16 protein-coding genes are annotated in these 20,051 nt (G+C 49.0%); 6 read left to right on the top strand and 10 right to left on the bottom strand.

Features of this window, described 5'->3' with window-relative positions; translation table 11 throughout:
* Positions 1–79 precede the first annotated feature (79 nt).
* Positions 80–1,648, bottom strand: coding sequence for an FAD-dependent oxidoreductase (locus KBW69_RS18680; protein WP_257281840.1), 1,569 nt, complete (start codon positions 1,646–1,648; stop codon positions 80–82).
* 290 nt (positions 1,649–1,938) lie between these two features.
* Here KBW69_RS18680 and KBW69_RS18685 point away from each other — a divergent pair, with 290 nt between their 5' ends.
* Entirely contained in the window at positions 1,939–2,187 is a 249-nt protein-coding gene (locus KBW69_RS18685; protein WP_257281841.1) for a hypothetical protein, read from the top strand.
* 91 nt (positions 2,188–2,278) lie between these two features.
* Here KBW69_RS18685 and KBW69_RS18690 read toward each other — a convergent pair whose 3' ends face one another.
* Positions 2,279–3,412: a glycerate kinase gene (locus KBW69_RS18690; RefSeq protein WP_257281842.1), complete on the bottom strand. Its 1,134-nt coding sequence runs from the start codon at positions 3,410–3,412 to the stop codon at positions 2,279–2,281.
* A 144-nt stretch (positions 3,413–3,556) separates the two neighbouring features.
* Here KBW69_RS18690 and KBW69_RS18695 point away from each other — a divergent pair, with 144 nt between their 5' ends.
* Both KBW69_RS18695 and parC read left to right on the top strand, forming a co-directional pair.
* On the top strand, positions 3,557–4,246 hold the full coding sequence (locus KBW69_RS18695; protein WP_368736441.1) for an endonuclease: 690 nt from the start codon (positions 3,557–3,559) through the stop codon (positions 4,244–4,246).
* Positions 4,247–4,338: 92 nt separating this feature from the next.
* Complete coding sequence (gene parC / locus KBW69_RS18700) at positions 4,339–6,606, top strand: DNA topoisomerase IV subunit A (protein ID WP_257281843.1); 2,268 nt, start codon at positions 4,339–4,341, stop codon at positions 6,604–6,606.
* Between the two features lie 99 nt (positions 6,607–6,705).
* Here the strand turns inward: parC and KBW69_RS18705 are convergent, their stop codons facing one another.
* The 5 genes from KBW69_RS18705 to trxA all read right to left on the bottom strand — a co-directional run bounded on the left by KBW69_RS18705 (position 6,706) and on the right by trxA (position 12,093).
* Positions 6,706–7,356: a TetR/AcrR family transcriptional regulator gene (locus tag KBW69_RS18705; RefSeq protein ID WP_257281844.1), complete on the bottom strand. Its 651-nt coding sequence runs from the start codon at positions 7,354–7,356 to the stop codon at positions 6,706–6,708.
* A gap of 173 nt (positions 7,357–7,529) precedes the next feature.
* Positions 7,530–8,264, bottom strand: a complete 735-nt coding sequence (locus KBW69_RS18710; RefSeq protein WP_257281845.1) for an NAD(P)H-flavin reductase — start codon at positions 8,262–8,264, stop codon at positions 7,530–7,532.
* A gap of 117 nt (positions 8,265–8,381) precedes the next feature.
* Positions 8,382–9,848 carry a 4-hydroxy-3-polyprenylbenzoate decarboxylase gene (gene ubiD, locus KBW69_RS18715; protein WP_257281846.1) on the bottom strand — a complete coding sequence of 489 codons (1,467 nt, stop codon included), beginning with the start codon at positions 9,846–9,848 and terminating at the stop codon, positions 8,382–8,384.
* 72 nt (positions 9,849–9,920) lie between these two features.
* A complete protein-coding gene (gene rho, locus KBW69_RS18720; protein WP_257276489.1) occupies positions 9,921–11,180 on the bottom strand; it encodes a transcription termination factor Rho in 1,260 nt (419 codons plus the stop codon).
* Positions 11,181–11,769: 589 nt separating this feature from the next.
* Positions 11,770–12,093: a thioredoxin TrxA gene (gene trxA, locus KBW69_RS18725; RefSeq protein WP_062264585.1), complete on the bottom strand. Its 324-nt coding sequence runs from the start codon at positions 12,091–12,093 to the stop codon at positions 11,770–11,772.
* Between the two features lie 484 nt (positions 12,094–12,577).
* On the opposite strand from trxA, the gene ppx reads away from it, so the two are divergent.
* The gene (gene ppx / locus KBW69_RS18730) at positions 12,578–14,074 is read left to right on the top strand and encodes an exopolyphosphatase (protein WP_257281847.1); all 1,497 of its coding nucleotides are present in this window, start codon (positions 12,578–12,580) and stop codon (positions 14,072–14,074) included.
* On the opposite strand, the gene KBW69_RS18735 is transcribed toward ppx, so the two are convergent.
* A complete protein-coding gene (locus tag KBW69_RS18735; RefSeq protein ID WP_257281848.1) occupies positions 14,060–15,910 on the bottom strand; it encodes a Na/Pi cotransporter family protein in 1,851 nt (616 codons plus the stop codon). The two genes, ppx and KBW69_RS18735, sit on opposite strands and share 15 nt — an antisense overlap.
* Positions 15,911–16,169: 259 nt before the next feature.
* Here KBW69_RS18735 and KBW69_RS18740 point away from each other — a divergent pair, with 259 nt between their 5' ends.
* The gene (locus KBW69_RS18740; protein ID WP_257276224.1) at positions 16,170–16,364 is read left to right on the top strand and encodes a hypothetical protein; all 195 of its coding nucleotides are present in this window, start codon (positions 16,170–16,172) and stop codon (positions 16,362–16,364) included.
* 83 nt (positions 16,365–16,447) lie between these two features.
* Here the strand turns inward: KBW69_RS18740 and KBW69_RS18745 are convergent, their stop codons facing one another.
* Positions 16,448–17,707 (bottom strand): FAD-dependent monooxygenase, encoded by a 1,260-nt coding sequence (locus KBW69_RS18745; RefSeq protein ID WP_257281849.1) that lies wholly within the window; start codon positions 17,705–17,707, stop codon positions 16,448–16,450.
* Positions 17,708–17,904: 197 nt separating this feature from the next.
* On the opposite strand from KBW69_RS18745, the gene KBW69_RS18750 reads away from it, so the two are divergent.
* Positions 17,905–19,620: a hypothetical protein gene (locus KBW69_RS18750; protein WP_257276219.1), complete on the top strand. Its 1,716-nt coding sequence runs from the start codon at positions 17,905–17,907 to the stop codon at positions 19,618–19,620.
* A gap of 92 nt (positions 19,621–19,712) precedes the next feature.
* On the opposite strand, the gene KBW69_RS18755 is transcribed toward KBW69_RS18750, so the two are convergent.
* Positions 19,713–19,991 (bottom strand): hypothetical protein, encoded by a 279-nt coding sequence (locus KBW69_RS18755; RefSeq protein ID WP_257276220.1) that lies wholly within the window; start codon positions 19,989–19,991, stop codon positions 19,713–19,715.
* Between the last annotated feature and the right edge of the window lie 60 nt (positions 19,992–20,051).

The following is a 20,051-nucleotide window of genomic DNA, read 5'->3' on the forward strand; positions in this document are numbered from 1 at the left end:
CTAACAAAAATGCCGCCCACCCATGCATTTTCTTTGCCTTTCTCCACAACAAATAATGAACAGGCTGGATGCTTGTTGCTCAGGGTCTATTGAGAAGTGCTTCCTGCGCTTCCATCATCAGGATTTCCTCCAGTGCCCTCAGGCCGGCAAGATAGCCAGAATAAGAGGCCGTTATAGCTTGTCTGGGTAGATCGTGATGGACAGCAACATCCCCTGCAGTCAAAACGCCGCTCTGACAGGTGTGGCTCCAACGGTATTCGTTATCCAGACTCTCGGGCGCTATTGAGCCAATTCCCAGATCCTCCGGCGAGTATTCCAGTGTATTGGCAATGACGCCGTCCACCATGATGGAACGGTTATCAGCCTGAACGCGGTAGAGATTTTCCAGAGGCATCAAGGTAATGGTATCTGCCGTTATTGTAGAAACGGATAACCTGAGGAGCTGCTTATCCAGACTTATAAGCAGGCTGGATTCAGTGTCAGGGACTGGCCAGAAGCTTTTCAACGGCTTTCTGTTTCGGGTATCAATGAGAACAACATCAAACCCGGATCGGCTGGCGTATAAAGCAGCGGTTTTCCCCCCAATCCCTGCGCCAAGGATAGCGACCCTCCTTTTCGACCAAACACTTTTTGTCACCGTTTTATTCAGCCACTGGGCAGAGGTTGTTCCCCTGGCCGCAGCCATCAGGAGAGTAACAAAGGGGCTATCAACAGAACCGAGTGTGAGCATGTTGCTCTTCATCAAGGGCTGAGACCATGGAGTTTGGTTGAAATCATAGCGTTGGATATAGTCCTTGTTATTCAGACAAATATCAGGGTAGATACCGGATTGAGGCTTCTGCCCAATGGCTGAGAATACACCTGAAACAGGAAGACTCAGCCTGCGCCTGCCGCCCTCAAAACTCAATGTACTGGCATTGAGCAAGCCATTCTGATTGATGTAAATGGACTCCAGATTATGTTCGAAATAGAGAAAAAGAGCCTTCTTTCTTCTCTCCAGTGCATTGTAGAGAAGATCAATCATGATACTTTCTGCCTTGAAGCTACTGCCTTGTACAGCAAGATGGACCTTATTGGCATTGAGGCTGAGCAAGCTGATAGCTTGTTCAATGGCTGAGGCTCCTCCACCCACCACCAGAACATCTTTTTCTGCAAACCTGGGACCGTCACAGTCGGTACAGGTAAATACCCCGTTACCTTTGTAGGGCTCCAGAATCGTCGGCAGGTTGGGCTTTGCCCCCGATGCCAATATGACAAGGGTCGCATAATAGGCAGAACGCTCACCTTGTAAAACCTTCAGGGTTCCCTTCAGTTGAGTTTCAACAATATGATCTTCAATGATTTGAACATTAGGATTGCTGCTTGCCTTGTCTTCCATCAACTTTTGCAGGCTTGACCCCTTGATTGTCAGGCTTCCGGGCCAGTTTTCAATGGTACCCGCTCCTTCAAGCTGACCCTGGCTTTTATGACTTTTTATCACCCGTATCGTGACTGATGGGTTGAATCTTGCAATCGTCTGTGCGGCTGTCATGGCTGCAGGACCTCCACCTACGACCACAACAGAAGGCGTAAGCGCCCTGAGTGTCGGACTGAGGAATAGGGTGAGCAGCAGGCAGACTGTCAACTTGTTGATATTTTTATATTTCATTTAAAAAAGTGTTCAGCAATAAGCAGCTCATTGCGGGGTATATTTCTTTTAACTTTTGTTATTCTTTTACCTGCCTGATTCTGATTCAGCGGCCGGGGTTCCTGAAGTACCTGAGCAATGACTTACTCAGGCTGATGGGTAAAAAATAGAGCAGATTTTTAATTTGTGAATACCGCTGCCAAAATTTAAGCCTTTTTCCGCCAAGCGGTCAGGATTAAAAGCCAAAGACTGCGTTAAACCCTGATGCCTCATTGCGACTCCCGGAGCTAGTCTTACAGCTGACAGTTTTAATGCTTAACAAAAACGAGGAAAAGACCAAGATGAGAATTGCATTGTCGGCACTGCTGAAAGTCGCCGCTATTGCTTCACTGGGTTTCTGGTGGCTTTGGCTGTTTATTGGCACAGCGTATTACTACGTTTTGCAGGAGAATTCTCTCTGGGCGTCAGCGCAGTCAGGTGCGGGTGTTGCTTTGACTGTTTTTGTCGCAGGTATGTTGAGCTGTCATTTATCCGAGATATTGGTACCGGTTAAAAAATGATTGCTCCCAAGAGATGTCGTCAAGGGGCCGTGAGCCTGCAAATAGACTTTGTCTGGTATCCGCCCCTAAAACCTTTGGCTCTTAAACGTTTTTAAAGTTTCATCGTCAAAGCTACGGCCAGATTTCTGGCAGCCCTGATCAGATTCTCTTCTCCTTTCATCAATGCCTTTTCAAGACTGACAGCTCCATGCACCACAGGAAACAGGGCATCGATTCCCTGAGCATACACGGCGTCTGCACCCTGCCCAACTGAACCAGCCAATGCCACCACCGGAAGATCCAATGATTTGGCGATACGAGCAACACCCACAGGGGTTTTACCCTGAGCAGTCTGGCCATCTATACGACCTTCACCCGTAATGACCAGATTGGCCCCTTTGACCTTTTCAGCCAGACCAACAGCATCCATGACAATTTCAATACCGGGCTCAAGCCGGGCATTGAGAAAACCCAGTAATGCCGCCCCCATGCCACCGGCCGCTCCGGCACCGGGCACGTCACGGACAGAGACACCCAGATCGCGTTCCATAATCCGGGCATAATGCCCAAGGGACTGATCCAGAGCTTCCACCATTTCATGTGTAGCACCCTTTTGCGGGCCAAAAACAGCAGAAGCTCCATTGTTACCGGTCAGAGGGTTATCAACGTCACAGGCAGCGATGATTTCAACCGATTGCAGGCGCTGATCCATGTTGGAGGTATCGATGCTGCCGAGGCTTTGTAACGGTTCTCCACCGTAAGGCAACTCTTTACCATCGTCGCTTAATAACCGAACCCCCAGAGCCTGCATCATACCGGCACCGCCATCATTGGTTGCACTGCCACCAATCCCGACGATTATTTTTTTAACACCTCTATCCAACGCACTAAGGATCAGTTCTCCAGTTCCCGCTGTGGTTGCAATCATCGGGTCACGCTGATCAGGACTGACCAGCTCCAGCCCGGAAGCCCTGGCCATCTCGATGACCGCCGTTGCGCCGTCACCCAGTACGCCAAATTCAGCCTGAACCTGATGGCCCAAAGGGCCTGTGACAGGCACTTTTATAAAATGACCATCCGTGGCATCAATCAGTGACTGAAGTGTTCCCTCGCCACCGTCGGCGACGGGTACTTTGACATACTGAGCATCAGGAAGAATTTCCTTAAAGCCGGTTTCGATCGCTGAGGCGACCTGGGCGGCGGTCAGGCATTCTTTGAAGGAGTCGGGGGCAATGACTATTTTCATCGGTCTTCACTCTTCCGTGTCAGGCGATCTTTATGATGCCGTAAATGTATGGTACGCGTCAGCGACGTGTTGAAAACAAATATGGAACCATAGAGCCAAATTTTAATAAAATCAGCCTGAGTCTTTTATGTTCGGGTCTGATTCGTGTCCATTGTTTCTCGTTTACTGGTTTTCTTCTGCGCTGCCAGCTTTCCTTTTTCTGTCTGGTCTGCACTCACCAGCTTTTCTCAGGCCAAGCGGGAAGCAGTAAAAATCTATTCCAATCACCTCACCAGTTTTTATTGCGGCTGCGATATAACCGTGCAGGGCAAGAAACTGGTGCCTGATCTTGAATCCTGCGGATATGAGGTACGAAAACAGCCAAACCGAGCTTCAAGAATTGAGTGGGAGCATGTGGTACCAGCCTGGGAATTTGGTCATCAGCTGCAGTGCTGGCAGGAGGGAGGTCGTAAAAGCTGTGGCAAGAATCCCGATTTTCGCAAAATGGAATCGGATCTCCACAACCTGGTTCCTGCAGTCGGAGAAGTGAATGGCGATCGATCCAACTACCGCTTCGGCTTTCTTCAAGATACACCTGACATGTATGGTCAGTGTGACTTTAAAGTCAATTTCAAGCAGCAAAAAGCACAACCGCCGTTAACACAACGAGGCCAGATTGCCCGAATCTATCTCTATATGGCAAACCGTTACGCCTTCAGACTCAGCAAAAGTCAGAGAAAGCTCTATGAAGCCTGGGATCGACTCTATCCAGAAACAGCCTGGGAAGTTGAGCGTAATGCTCGTATTGCCGCGGTTCAGGGCTGGGGAAATCCATACATTTCAGAGCAGCCATAGGGATGAATCAGCGTATTCGACTGTCCTATCAGCAATCGAGGTATTATCATGTCCGATTAGCTCACTTTTAAAGCTCCCAAGGTTTATTAAGAATGGAACAGACCTTCATCGGCGATGATGGCGTAGAGCGACAGTCACTGAGAGCCTACACAGAAAGTGCATACCTGAATTACTCCATGTATGTCATTCTGGATCGGGCCCTGCCCCACATTGGCGATGGCCTGAAGCCAGTACAGCGCCGTATTGTTTATGCCATGAGCGAGCTGGGGCTGAAAAATACCGCCAAGTTTAAAAAATCAGCCCGTACGGTGGGTGATGTTCTGGGTAAATTTCATCCCCATGGCGACTCTGCCTGTTACGAGGCCATGGTATTGATGGCTCAGCCCTTCTCATACCGCTACCCGCTGGTAGATGGCCAGGGAAACTGGGGGTCGCCGGATGATCCCAAATCGTTTGCTGCGATGCGGTATACCGAGTCCAGGCTGACTCGCTATTCTGACGTCCTGCTCGGTGAGCTGGGGCAGGGCACAGTGGACTGGGTAGCTAACTTCGATGGAACACTGGAAGAACCATCGATCTTGCCCGCCCGATTACCCAATCTGCTGCTGAACGGCACCACTGGTATCGCCGTGGGTATGGCGACGGACATCCCTCCTCATAACCTGAGAGAAGTCGCAAACGCCTGTATTCATCTGTTGGATCATCCGGGCTCAGGCACTGCCGAGCTGGTTGAGCATATTCAGGGGCCAGACTTCCCCACCGAAGCTGAAATAATTACCCCCCGTGAAGAGATTCTGAAGATCTACGAGCAGGGGCGAGGTTCTTTGAGAATGAGAGCCGTCTACCAGCAGGACAGTGGAGAGATCATTGTCGCAGCGCTTCCCTATCAGGCTTCCGGGGCGAAAATTCTGGAGCAGGTGGCCGCCCAGATGCAAGCCAAGAAGTTACCCATGGTGGCAGACCTGAGGGACGAATCAGACCATGAGAATCCTACCCGACTGGTGATCGTTCCCCGTTCCAATCGTATCGATGTGGATGGTTTGATGAACCATCTGTTTGCCACGACCGATCTTGAGAAGACCTACCGGGTCAACATGAATATGATCGGTGTCGACGGTAAGCCCCAGGTCAAAGCTCTGGATACCCTGCTGAAGGAGTGGCTGGTCTGGAGAACCGATACCGTCAGACGTCGCCTGCAACACCGCCTCGATAAAGTGCTGGCCCGGCTTCATATTCTTGAGGGGTTGCTGGCAGCCTTCCTGAACATTGATGAAGTCATCGAAATTATCCGCAATGAAGACAAGCCGAAAGAAGTCATAATGACCCGGTTTGGTCTCTCTGAGGTTCAAGCGGATGCCATTCTGGAAATCAAACTGCGTCAGTTAGCCAAACTGGAAGAGATCAAAATCCGTGCTGAACAGGAAGAGTTGGAAAACGAGCGCAAGAACCTTGAGCTGACCCTCAGCTCCGAGCGTCGACTGAAAACCCTGGTCAAAAAAGAGATCAAGGCCGATGCTGAGGAATTTGGTGATGACCGTCGTTCACCTCTTAAGGTTCGTCAGGAGGCCCAGGCACTGTCTGAAACGGATCTGATGACATCTGATCCAGTGACTGTCGTGCTGTCTGAGAAGGGTTGGGTGCGTTGTGCCAAAGGTCATGAGGTTGATCCTGCCAGTCTCAACTATAAGTCAGGAGACAAGTATCGATTGTCTGCCAAGGGCAAGAGTAACCAGTCTTCAATCTTTATAGACTCCACTGGTCGCGCTTATTCTATTCAAACTCATACTCTTCCCTCTGCACGGGGCCAGGGTGAGCCACTGACAGGACGCGTCAACCCTCCTTCCGGAGCAACCTTTGAAGGGCTGTGTATAGGCGACAGTAATGATTGTTACTTGCTGGCCAGCGATGCCGGTTATGGTTTTGTTGTTCAGCATTCCGATATGGTCAGCAAGAACAAGGCCGGTAAGGCTCTGCTGACTCTGCCCAAGTATTCCCAGGTTATGTCGCCCGTACCGGTAACGGCAGAAGATCAGGTGCTGGCAGCCATCACCAACGAGGGACGCATGCTGGTCTTCCCGCTTTCCGAATTGCCGAAGCTGGCAAGAGGTAAGGGCAACAAGATCATTAATATTCCTTCGGCACGGGCATCGGACCGAATCGAGTTGATGGTTCATCTGGCGATAATGAACTCGAGCGACGCTCTGGTTCTGTACTCAGGCAAGCGTCATGTGACGTTGAAATCGGCAGACATTGTGCATTATCACGGAGAGAGAGGCCGCAGGGGTAACAAACTGCCCCGTGGCTTCCAGAAAGTGGATAGTTTTGAGGTTATACGGGCAAACGAAAAAGAAGAGAGCTAAGCCCGAAGAATGGGCAACTCGGTTCCATCACTGCAGGGTTTTTATAGCCGGACTGCTGGCGGCCGCTAAAAACCCATGATGGTTTGTTGAGCCCAATGATCAGCAATGGCCGATTCCGCACCCCTTGATGATGAGGTTGCAAAGATGTTCTGTTGCAGCCTCTAAATCCTCATCGGACAGGGCCTCCTTACCCATGACACAGGCCACCTGAGGACTGTAGTCCACATAATACTGGGTATTAGCCCAGATGGTGAACAGCAGGTGAAGAGGATCCACAGGATCCATTTTGCCTTGTTCTACCCAGGACTCAATAACCAGTGACTTCTCTTTGATCCATGCTCTGAAGTGCTCAAAGTGTTCCTTGAGGTGTTGCCCTCCATGAATGATCTCACTGCTGAATATACGGGAAGCGTTGGCATGAGCCAGGCAGTATCGCATTTTAGCCCGTATATACTGTCGAAAGGCTGAAGCCGGATCATCCTCTTTGTTCAAGCCGGAAAAAACAGCTTCCCAGAGTGCCATAATATGGCTGAGAACGGCGCCATACAGATCGACCTTGCTGTTAAAGTAATAATGAATGTTGGCTTTTGGCAATCCGGCTCTGTTTGCAATGTCTCTTATTGAAGTCCCTTTGAAGCCACCAAGAACGAATTCGTCCTCCGCAGCTTGCAGTATGATCTGGATGTTCTTTTGACGCACACGACTACTTTTCAAGGCCGTCTGTTGAACCTTGGCAGCGGAAGATTGCATAAAATCTCCGTATATTGATTAGGTGTTATGACTATCGACTATGAATATAGACAAGAGTTGCGCAATTACCATTCGCTGCAAATAATTTGATAGCAAGACAGTCTTTTTTTACCCTGCCCATAAGTAAGCACTTTTATTCAGAACCCGTGAAGGTAGCTAAATTTTCGGTGATGTTATTTTCTGGGCGCATAATCAAAAACGTCAGAGTGCAGGTTTTTTTTCGGGAACCCATTTTCAATCATTACGTCATATGTCGCATAAACCATTTGTGGAGAGCCACTGATATAGGTCTGGCAATGGTGCAGCTTTTCTCGATCGGCCAGTATCGCTTCGTACAACAACCCATGACGTCCACACCAGTCATCTTCATGATTGGCTTCACTGACCACTGGATGATAATGAAGGCCCTGACCAGACCATTGCACAGGAAGGTTTGGCAAATAAAAGTCAGCTGGAGTTCTGGCTCCCCAGTAGAGATGGATCTCCCCATTATGATGGTGACGCAGGCAGTACTCGATCATGCTTTTCATTTGCGAAAAGCCGGTACCGGCAGCAATGAATAGCAGAGGTTGTTGTTTATCCATTGAGTCAGGGAGGTAGCAATTCCCGGCAGGCAAACTGATGTTCAACACACCTTCTTTTATTTCCCGAAAGAGCTGTTGAGAGTTCGGACTGCCTTTCAGCTGTTGAATGTGTAGCTCCAGATGCTGCTGGTTTTCTTGCGGCGCTGAGGCAATAGAAAAACAATTGTTCTCATTATTCTGAAGGTGAACAATAAGATACTGGCCCGGGTAATAATCGGGCAAGCAGCCCGACCCGGTGGCCAGTTTGACACGGTAAATGTCGGAGCTGAGAAGCTGAGTATCGGCAACTGAGCATTGCAGCTTTGAAGACTCTGTTATCTGCACGATGCCTCCCTCCGGAATGTCACAGCCTGCAGGAATGCCTGGGGAATCCCTGCTGATTGCACTAAAAGTAACACTGTATCACAGGAAAACAGGTGATAATCAGGAGTTTTAACCGCTTCAGTCTATACCTAAATCATCCCAGATTGCATCAACCTGATCTTTGACTTTCTGTGTCATGGTTATGGTCTGACCCCATTCCCTGTCGGTTTCTCCGGGCCACTTGTTCGTAGCATCAAAGCCCACCTTAGAACCAAGACCTGTAACCGGTGAAGCGAAATCCAGATAATCAATGGGGGTGTTTTCAACAAAGACGCTGTCCCTCTTGGGGTCCATACGTGTTGTCATGGCCCATATCACATCGTTCCAGTCCCTGGCATTGACATCATCGTCAGTAACAATGACGAACTTGGTGTACATAAACTGTCTGAGAAATGACCATACACCGAGCATGACCCGTTTGGCATGACCCGGGTATTCCTTGCGCAGGGTGACTACCGCCATTCGGTAAGAACACCCTTCCGGTGGCAGATAAAAGTCCACGATTTCCGGGAACTGTTTTCTCAGAATGGGGACAAACACCTCATTCAGGGCAACTCCCAGAATGGCGGGCTCATCAGGAGGTCTGCCTGTGTAGGTGCTGTGATAGATGGGATCCCTTCTGTGAGTAATGCACTCTACAGTGAAGACCGGGAAGCGTTCGACTTCGTTGTAGTAACCCGTATGATCACCAAACGGGCCTTCGTCCGCCATCTCTCCCGGATAGATATGACCTTCCAGTATTATCTCGGCACTCGCAGGTACCTGGAGGTCATTGGTGATGCTTTTAACCAGTTCGGTTTTACTGCCTCTGAGCAAACCTGCAAAGGCATACTCTGAAAGGCTGTCAGGCACAGGGGTCACAGCGCCCAGGATAGTAGCAGGATCTGCGCCCAGGGCCACTGTGACAGGGAAAGGCTTGTCAGAGTCCTTCTGCTGCCAATCCCTGAAGTCCAGGGCACCACCCCGGTGGGATAGCCAACGCATGATCAGTTTATTTTTACCGATCAGCTGTTGACGGTAGATTCCGAGGTTCTGTCGATCTTTTTCAGGACCTTTGGTGATGACCAGAGGCCAAGTGACCAGAGGGCCTGCATCGCCGGGCCAGCAGGTTTGAACAGGTATCCGGTTAAGATCGATCTCATCGCCTTTCAGCACGACTTCCTGACAGGCGGCTTTGCTGACCACTTTGGGCCCCATGTTTAACACTTGTTTGAAGACAGGCAACTTTTTCAGAGCATCCCGGAAACCCTTGGGCGGGTCGGGTTCCTTCAAGTAGGCGAGGAGCTGACCTACCTCCTTAAGGGCGCTGACATTATCCTGTCCCATACCAAGAGCGACGCGGCGTTCAGTGCCAAATAGATTGGTCAGTACCGGCATGTCGTAGCCTTTCGGATTTTCGAAAAGCAGTGCCGGTCCTTTCTTGCGAAGGGTACGGTCGCTGATTTCGGTCATTTCCAGGTATGGATCGACTTCGGTCTTGATCCTGACGAGTTCACCCTGCTTTTCCAGTAGCTTGATGAAGTCCCGGAGGTCCCTGTATTTCATTGGATGTGTAGGCTGCAGCTGAAAGAAGATAGGGATAGGGATAGGGCAGGCCTATCCCCGGAGAATGATGGATTACTTCCGTTTCATAGACTGGAAGAATTCTTCATTGGTCTTGGTGTGCTTCATGCGATCCAACAGGAACTCAATAGCCCCGATTTCGTCCATTGGGTGCAGAATCTTACGCAGAATCCACATGCGCTGGAGTTCTTCTTCGGTCGTCAGGTAGTCTTCGCGACGAGTACCGGACTTGTTGAAGTTGATGGCAGGGAAGACACGCTTTTCCGCGATACGGCGGTCGAGGTTCAGTTCCATGTTACCGGTACCCTTGAATTCCTCAAAGATCACTTCGTCCATCTTGGAACCTGTGTCCACCAGGGCGGTAGCCATGATGGTCAGGCTGCCACCTTCTTCGATGTTACGGGCAGCGCCAAAGAAACGCTTGGGGCGCTCAAGAGCGTGAGCATCAACACCACCGGTCAAAACTTTACCGGAAGAAGGAATAACCGTGTTGTAAGCACGAGCCAGACGGGTAATGGAGTCCAACAGGATTACTACGTCTTTCTTGTGTTCAACCAAACGCTTGGCCTTTTCCAGAACCATTTCAGCCACCTGCACGTGGCGTGATGGAGGCTCGTCAAAGGTTGAGGCCACTACTTCACCACGTACGGAGCGGGCCATCTCGGTCACTTCCTCCGGACGCTCATCAATCAACAAAACGATCAGGTGGCATTCAGGGTTATTACGGGTGATATTGGCTGCAATATTTTGCAGCATCAGGGTTTTACCCGCCTTGGGTGGGGAAACGATCAGACCGCGCTGACCTTTACCGATGGGAGCCACCAGGTCGATGATACGACCCGTTAAATCTTCGGTAGAACCATTCCCCATTTCCATGACCAGACGGTCCTGTGGAAACAACGGAGTCAGGTTTTCAAATAGAATCTTATTACGAGCGTTTTCGGGCTGGTCAAAGTTAATTTCATTGACTTTTAGCAGTGCGAAATAGCGCTCACCTTCCTTAGGGGGTCGAATTTTACCCGCAATGCTATCGCCGGTTCTCAGATTGAATCGACGAATTTGACTGGGTGAAACATAAATATCGTCAGGACCCGCCAGATAAGAACTGTCGGAAGAACGCAGGAAGCCGAAGCCATCCTGAAGGATCTCAAGAACACCATCGCCATAGATGTCTTCCCCGCTGCGGGCATGGCGCTTCAGGATTGAGAAAATTACGTCCTGCTTCCGGGAACGGGCCAGATTCTCAAGGCCCATCTCATTAGCGATCGCCAGAAGTTCAGGAACAGATTTTTTTTTCAGTTCGGTAAGATGCATAAGAGTTCGCGAACGTTAAATTGAAAGGTAATGGCCGTCGTAGTTGCAGGAAGATCAGATATTATTGAGATTATTATATTCAGCATCGTTTAATATCGATGCCTGCCTAAGCTCATTAAAAAAACGGCTTTCAAGCTTAAACCTGTAAATCTGGAAGGCTAGCTCGAAACAAACGTGGCCGGAGTATTCTCTACTGCTTATCAGAAGGGCCGCCAAGCCTCCAGAAACACACTCAACAGTCATACCTGAAACAAGCAGATCTGATAACTCCTGAATTCACAGTCTATATCCTTTTCTGGAAAATAATCAAGAACTCCTGCCGAGTCAACTTTTCAGAAGCTTTTTGTTGAGAAATATTTCCCGTTGGAGCAAGCATAAAAAAAGCTATTACAAACCTGATTTTTTTTGATTTCCATGAGCCTCATTCTGAGGATGATGGTTGGACAAAAGACTATCTGTGCAGGAGATAACACCCGGTGCTATGAAACCAGCGAGATGATTTTCACCATCCCGCTGGCTTTTCCGGAAATCTTTTAAGCCAGAGTCCCGGAAAGTCTCTGACGCTTCTGAAGCAGAAAGGTCAATCCTGCTACAGGTTGCTGTCAAGAAATGCTGTCAGCTGAGACTTGGACAGGGCTCCAACCTTGGTCGCTTCGACATTGCCGCCTTTAAACAGCATCAGCGTCGGAATGCCGCGCACGCCATACTTTGGAGGTGTGGCTTCGTTGTCATCAATGTTCAGTTTACAGATTTTCAACTTGCCATCGTAGTCCTGTGCGATTTCGTCCAGCACGGGTGCGATCATTTTGCAGGGCCCACACCATTCAGCCCAGTAGTCGACCAGTACAGGTCCTTCTGCCTTCAGCACGTCCTCTTCGAAGGTAGCGTCTGTCACATTGACAATTTCGCTCATGGAATGGATCTCCTAGCCATTTTGCTTAATGTCAGAGCACGAATCATAGCAAAGGGATGATCCCCGAAACAAATTCGTTACTCCGATTTAATTTTTGGAGGGGTAGTTTACAGAGTTATGTCTGTTTGTATACGGCTGTCAGCCTGAATCAGATTTTGCTGCCCGTAAATTTATGACTCATGGGATGTATATTCTTCATCACCGGAAGATTGAAAACAGTTTTTTTCCTGTCACGAAATATCTGCCAAAACAGGTAATCGAAGGCTTGAAGGAGAAGCTGTCTGGTTTACAGTACTGACAGGCTAACAGTAAATGTGCTGTAACCACAGCCTTCTGTTATATTGCTGATTTATGTAGCCAGCGCCATGATTGGCATGACAAAAACTGATTGTCTGGTCATGGCCTGATTATTCAACCAACCGTCAGCTCACTGGATTCCAGGTGAAAAAAGCCGGACTGTGCGGGAGTGTCGAAGAAGAACATTATGACAGACCAGGGTCGTATTGAGTCCAACAGCCAGCCCCTTGTGGCAGCTATTGATCTGGGTTCCAACAGCTTTCACATGATTGTCGCCAAGGTGGAACAGGGGGAAATCAGGCCGATTGAACGGCTTGGAGAAAAAGTGCAACTGGCTGCTGGTCTGAGTAAGGATGACCGTCTCTCTGAACAGGCCATGGCCAGAGGATTGAATTGCCTGGCACAGTTTGCCCAGTATATGTCCGGAAGGCACTTTCAGGCACTCCGGGTGGTGGGCACCAATGCTCTTAGAAAAGCGAAGAACAGCGGCGAATTTGTCGAAAATGCTGAAAAAATCCTCAACCATCCTATTGAAATTATTGCCGGTCGGGAAGAAGCCCGCCTGATCTATCTGGGCGTGGCTCAGACTCAATCAGACGACAACGATCGTCGGGTCGTAGTGGATATTGGTGGTGGCAGTACCGAGCTGATTGTGGGCGAGCGTTTCGAACCCAGGCTGCTTGAAAGTCTTCATATGGGTTGTGTCGCTTATACCGATCGTTTTTTTCCAGGCGGAGAGCTATCCTCTGAACGCTTTCAGTCAGCTTATTATGCGGCCCGCCTGGAACTTCTGAACATTGAACAAGCCTACAAGAACCTTGGCTGGGTGGATGCTGTGGGCTCCTCTGGCTCTATCCGGGCAGTGAGTTCGATTCTCTCAGCCATGGGTCATGGTGAAATCATTACCCGGACAAAAATGAACATGCTCAAAAGTCAGGTTCTGGAATTCTCTCATACTGGCAGAGTGCGCTTCCCCAGCCTGAAACCGGATCGTCAGGCTATCTTCCCTGCCGGGCTGGCGATTTTAATGGCATGTTTTGACGCCTTTGAGATAGAAAGGATGCAATACTCCGAGGGTGCTCTTCGGGAGGGCGTTCTTTATGACATGTTAGGACGGGATCGCCATGAAGATGTCAGGGGCCGAACCCTATCAGCATTGATGAAACGCTATCATGTTGACCTCACCAATGCCGAGGGCATAAATCGTTACGCACTGACCTGTTTTGACCAAGTCAGCCAGAGTTGGAGGCTGGAGGCTTCTGATCGGGAGCTTCTGAACTGGGCTTCACTGGTTTGCGAAGTGGGTCTGGATATTTCACATTCACAATACAACCGTCATGGCGCTTATCTGATCCAGCACTCGGATCTGATGGGTTTCAATAAAGAGCAGCAGAGAAAGCTGGCTCTTTTGGTACACGCGCATCGAAGGACGATTCCGAAAGGCTTGCTTGAACATTCAGACAGCAATCTGCTGTTAAAGCTGACAGTCCTCCTGCGTATGGGGATTGTGCTTAATCATATACGAAGCAGCACATTCTCCCATTATGACTTAAAAGCAGGCAACCGTGCTTTAAGTGTTGGCTTTGAATCAGGTTGGCTAAAAGATCACCCCCTGACGGCAGCCGACTTTGAGCGAGAAAAAATGTATCTGAATAAAGTCGGCTTCAAATTAAGTGTTAACTGATTGACCAGGGGACTGGTCCGAAGACATATCAAACTCCTGATACTCTTCCTTGTCCCTTGTAAGCATGATAACGGCGCCATCAATCAGGTTGGTACAGGCATCGTGAACGTGAGCGCTGTCATTCAATAGCGAGCTGGCGATAAATGGGTCGACCTGTCCTGAGCGAATCAGTTCGTTCAGAGTCTCGTTGGTTTGACTGTCTCGTTCTCTGAGTTCTTGCTTCAGTTGGTCTGCGTGTTCGCGGATATGGCTGTAGCTGCGTCGAACGCCCAAAATGTCAACCAGTTTCAGAACAGAAGCCAGGCAAAGCCTAAGTTGATTGTACTGTTCCCGAATCTGCTCGTTTTCCGACTTGGTGTATTTGCCCATATTCTTATAGATATGCTTTACGTGCTTGATGGCCTGAACAAAGTCACGACAGGCCACCTTCAGGGCGAACAGCTCCTGGGCTTGTTGCCTGGGGAGTTTGCCCTCCAGGGCGCCAGAGTACTGGACAATATCTGCGTAGATACCTTTTATGTGCCGAATATAAAGCTCCTTGATCGTCCAGGGCTGATCATCCCTGCGCCAGCTCTGAACCAACTCTTCAAGGTTGTCGGACTCACGAAGCTTTTCACCACTGAGATAAATGCCATAACAGATCAACTCCAGAGTATTGCGATAGAGATGCCCACATTCCTTGGTAATCGCTCTCAATGCGGTGTCGGGATAACTGAGTGTGACCGGGTTCAGATAAATAGCTCTATTTACCTTCGGAGATTCATCTTCTGCAAGATTCAACGGAACCTGTGGTGTGTTATCAATAAAGAGCTTCTGCAGCCAATGCACCATTTTATTGAGGAATGGTAAAAGGACCATAATACCAATGATGTTGAACAGGCTATGAAAGATGGCCAGCTTCAGGGTGTAGTTATTCGCTGCGATACCATAAACGGAAGCCAGATAGTCCACTGTCCCCATCAGAGGTTCGAGAGCAGCAATAGCAATGATTGCAGTGACGACATTAAAAGCAAGGTGAGCAACAGCCAGTCTTTTCCCTTCTGCATTGGCACTGATGGCTCCAAGGATGGCTGTGATGGTGGTGCCAATATTTGAGCCGATGGCCAGAGCCAGAGCATTCTCGTAGCTGAGCTGGCCCGCAGCAAGAGCCGAGAATGTCAAAACCATTGTTGCGTTGGTTGACTGCATAATGATGGTGGCCAGCATACCTAACCCGGTATACACCAGCACCCCAAAAAAGCCCCGCATGGCAAATTCAGCCAGATCAATGGAGCTTTTGAAGGCATCAAAGCCCACCTTCATGTAGTGGATACCCAGGAACAGAAAGCCTATGCCAAGAAGAATGTAGCCTAATCCATTAATATTCTTGTGTTTGTTGGATTTCAGGAGCAGTCCTATCACCAACAGAGGCATGGCATAGGCTGACAATTTAACCTTCAAGCCGAAGAGAGCCACCAACCAGGCACCGGCTGTACTGCCGAGGTTGGCACCAAAAATAATCCCGATGCCTGCCGTCAGCCCTATCAGACCGGCACTGAGAAAGGAAATGACGATAACCGAAACCAGAGAGCTGGATTGCAGAAAAGCGGTGGAAATTACGCCAAAGGACAGGCTTTTCCAGACCTTGTCGGTAGTTTTCTTCAGCAGGGCTTCAAGAAGCCCCCCGGTATAAACCTTGAAGCCCTGCTCCAGATAAACCATGCCAAACAAAAAAATAGCAACACCGGCCGCTATCTCACGAAACTCTGGGCTGACCCAGAAACCGTAGATCAGCATTACGATGATAGAGGGCAGAAAAAGCCGGCTTAACATGCCTGATTGAAAACTCATAAGCATTCCGAACACTGACTTCATTAACGTTCTTATCGGCGTGTTGGTTCGGACTTTTCAATTAATTTATCTGTCGTAAAACTGTCACTAAAGAGTCAGGACTAAGGCCCGATAATATGGGTTCCTGAGGTTCCACTGCCTGATCCGCAGGGTGCAACAGCCTCATAGGAATAGATGACGAAGATGAGAAACATTCAAAGGGCTGTGACGGCAAGTTTCATGACAGGGAACTTCGTGCAGATAGTTGAGTAACAAGGTTAGGAAGATGGCCGGAAATCTGATAGTTAAAGATCGAATCACCTGCGAGCAGGGGCGATTATATCAATGCCTGCGAAATGGTCGAATCAAAGTACTGATGGACAATGGCGAAGTCAGAGAGTATTTCGCCAAAGATCTGGTGGCCACGCTGGCCTCCAGTCCGGTGGCAGAGCTTTCCAAAAGAGGTCGTCTAAAACAGTGATAGAAGTGGCAAAAGTACATAAACACACCAGGGCCTGCTTTTTTCAGGCCTTTTGTGTAACATCTACCCGCCCGATCAAAAGTTTACGACGATTTTGCTAATTCAGCTTGTCGACCAGAAATGCCCATAGCGTATTTCATGACTTCCTTAACAGCTGGCCTTGATTTCCCGGCAATACCCAATGCAAGGTTTCTCAGAACCTTCAGAGGCACATTACTGTTGCTGAAAGCGAGATAGAAAGCGTCCATGGTACTCATCATAAGTTGATTATCTCTGCGACGAGCCTTTTCATAACGCGACAATACTTTCTTACTACCCAGAGACCGACCCGCATGATAAGCATCGGTCAGTATCTCTGCCAGCCAGGCAACGTCCTGAAAGCCCAGGTTGACACCCTGACCCGCAAGAGGGTTGATGGTGTGTGCGGCATCGCCCGCAAGTACCACACCATTGGCGAAATAGTTCATGGCATGTCGACGAGCCAGCGGGAACGATCCTCTCTCGTGCAGTTTAATCAACGGTGGTAACTCTTTAGGAAAAGTCGTTGAAAGTTCTTCCAGAAACTCACTGTCTGGCAGTTTCATGAGTTTATGGACATTCTCTGGCAGGTTATACCAGACAATAGACGCATAACTTTTGCCATCAACATCAGCCATTGGAAGAAAGGCTTCCGGTCCCGTGGCAGTGAACGCCTGCCAGGTAATGTCCTGTAAGCCCCCTTCAATCTCAACAGTCGCCACCAGGCACTGTTGCTCATATTCACGAGTGTCCAGACGAATATTGGCCTGTTCCCTGACCCTGGACTGAGCACCATCAGCCCCAATAAGCAAATCCGCGGTAAATACATTGCCATCCTGCAGCGTGACTTCAGGCTTTTCACCTCTGAGATTCATGCTTTCAATGGTTGCAGGGGCAAACACCGATACCGATTCTATGTCTTCGAGCCTTTTTAAAAGACCCAGCTGAGTGACACGGTTCTCGACAATAAAACCCAACTGTTCATGCCTGATATCTGCCGCGTTGAAGATAATTTGATTAGGCCGTTTATCCAGCTCTTTGCCGACCGGGGAGTATAGTTTCTCCCACACAGCCATGCGTCGATAAGGGCACATCCTCATGGTTTCCATATACGGCCAGGCACCCAGATTTTTCAGAATCTGCCCGGATGCGTAGCTCAGTGCCGATACTCTCAGATCCGGTAACTGATCGGGTTTGAATGCTGACGGTAAGGCCCGGTCAAAAACCGCCACCCGAATACCTTTGAGGCCCAAAGCACACGCAATTGCGGCACCCACCATGCCTGCGCCAACCACCATTACATCGTAGTGTTCTGATTTCGTCATAGCCTGAAACTTCCCGTTAGCCCGCAGTCTTTGGATAACCGGCTTATATGACCACAGGGCGAATGAATGCTCAACTATCCGGCTCGAGAAGGCTATCGCAGCATCTCAAAAAGAAAAATCCATTTTCTTGCATATCAATCAACTACTGCTAAAAACATTGTGCTCATAAACAAAAATCCACTGATTGGAGTATTCAAATGCAGTATCGGTTTCTTCCGATAGTTCCTTTCCTTGTGTCACTCTACACCGAAGCGGGACAATGGCCTGACGTGGCTCGATATTCAACTTCTTATTACTCCCAACTCAAAACCATGGACTTATATCTTCCACCTATACAGGCATTGGAAATTCCTAAAGCACAACGGATCGATCCAGTCTTTTATCAACCTGAAGCATCTTCACTGAGTAAAACAAAAACATTTCTTCAATTAAATGTTGCTACTGCCGGTTATTCCTCTATTGAGATTTCTGAAGCCGATGACGGTGTTTTCTTCACTGACTTTAAAAGCTCAGAAACAACGTCCAAAACAACCACTGCATTAGAGCAGGACTATCTGAACCATCTGGATATACTCAGACTGAACAAGATAAGGCTGGTGTTTGACTCTCAGGACAACACCCTGAGATTTTCTTGTCATGGAAAAACGTTCATTATTTCCAAATTCAGCGATTCCGGGACTTCTGAACCCTATCAGTCATTCCTGGTCCCGGCTATTTCATTAATGCCGGAAGTCGTCCAACTGATTGTCAACCTGATCCGGCACCTGAATGAACATCCTGACGGTATAGAGGGAGAAGAAGCTTTCCCCGGGGGAACACTCCAACAGGCTGATGTGGATAAGTATTTGATTTTTTCCGACACTGCTCTGTTTCCCACTTATCCTGACACAAGCTTCTGCAGGGGCAGCAGTCACTGTGTCCCCCTGAGTCAATACGCCTGGCTGGTCTATTCAGGGCATGGCAAAGCGGCCATTGTGAGCGATCCTTATTCCTCCGATGAGCCTATGGATGCAGATAATGGAAAAGACGGTGAGGGAGGTGAAGTGAAAAAGCCTGCCTATGCAACTCTTCCTGCCGGGGCCACTGACTTTCGGGCAGGTAATATCGGCATTGGAGGAGGTATTGGGGCTGGCTCAGGCGGTGAAGACAATGATCCACCGGAAAAAGCAACTGATTATTCCCGAACGCCTCCAGAAGACAAAAACGAGTCTGACGATGATCTTAACTTGTTACTGACTGAACTCTCTTTGCTGTCTGACGATGATTTTCTCTCTTTAATGGATGATATCTCTTTGCTATTAAATACGGTTAGTGCAGTCTACGAGCAACAAGGCTGGATCTTCTCTGTAAGGGAAGAGTCTACAGTGATTTATGCACCTGTACGCACAACATTTAATGCACGTTCAGCAGGAGTGATTGAGAAAAATATGCCACAGGAAGAACTTGCGAGGCTGCGGTACGCTCTGATGTTCGCTCAAGCTGCTATTGGCGATACATTTAAAGTTCTGGGCATAAGACGTCTTAAGCAGCTACTGGATAACCTTACCGGCAAATCTGATGATTCAAGAGAAGCTTTGCCAGAACCACCTGTCACTTCTGCCCAGCGATCTCCTGAAACTGAGACAACCGCCACAACTCCTGACACTGACGCCGGGGCTACAAGTAGTGCAGGTGGAGGCTTACGCCACTGGATGTTCCTGAAATCTTACGCCAGTCTGGGCGGGATTCAAGGTGTTGTTGATCATGAGAATGCAAATGCGATGCAGCCAGATGATTCCCACAGCTGCATGTCTGATGGCTCTGGGAAAGCGTCGCCAGAAGCGCCTGTTACTTCTGATCAGGGATCTCCTGAAACAGAGACAACAGTCATCGATTCTGACACGGCTCCCTTGATACCAGACGATGATGAATAGCCCGTCGTCGATCCAGATCCTTCAAACAGAGGAGAGCTTCCGGAAGATAGGTCACCCACAGAGCGGGACTTGTTGATCAACAATAATGATAACTAAACTTCTGACTCGTCTTCATCATGATCCGTACCTTCGTCTTTTTGCCGGGCCCGACGCTCAGAAAGCTTTCGGGCCCCGCGCTTCTTCTGGCGTTTTTTTGAGGCTTTTCGGGATCGCAGATTACGTGCAGATTCGAGCCCCTGCTCGTTTTGGGGGACTTTAGGCTGATATTCATCGCCTCCCTGCTGAGAACCTTCACCCTGATCGCCTGAGCTTTTGTTTGGATTCTCACCATAGTCCAGGGCAGTCGAAGTAGAAGATGGATTGATCTTCATCGGTTGCGCTTCCTTACTCACCTATTGAATGAGTGTATCCTGAAAAATCTTTTACCACCA

This window comes from Endozoicomonas sp. ISHI1 (assembly GCF_024606225.1).
In the GTDB taxonomy this organism is placed as follows: Bacteria; Pseudomonadota; Gammaproteobacteria; order Pseudomonadales; family Endozoicomonadaceae; genus Endozoicomonas_A.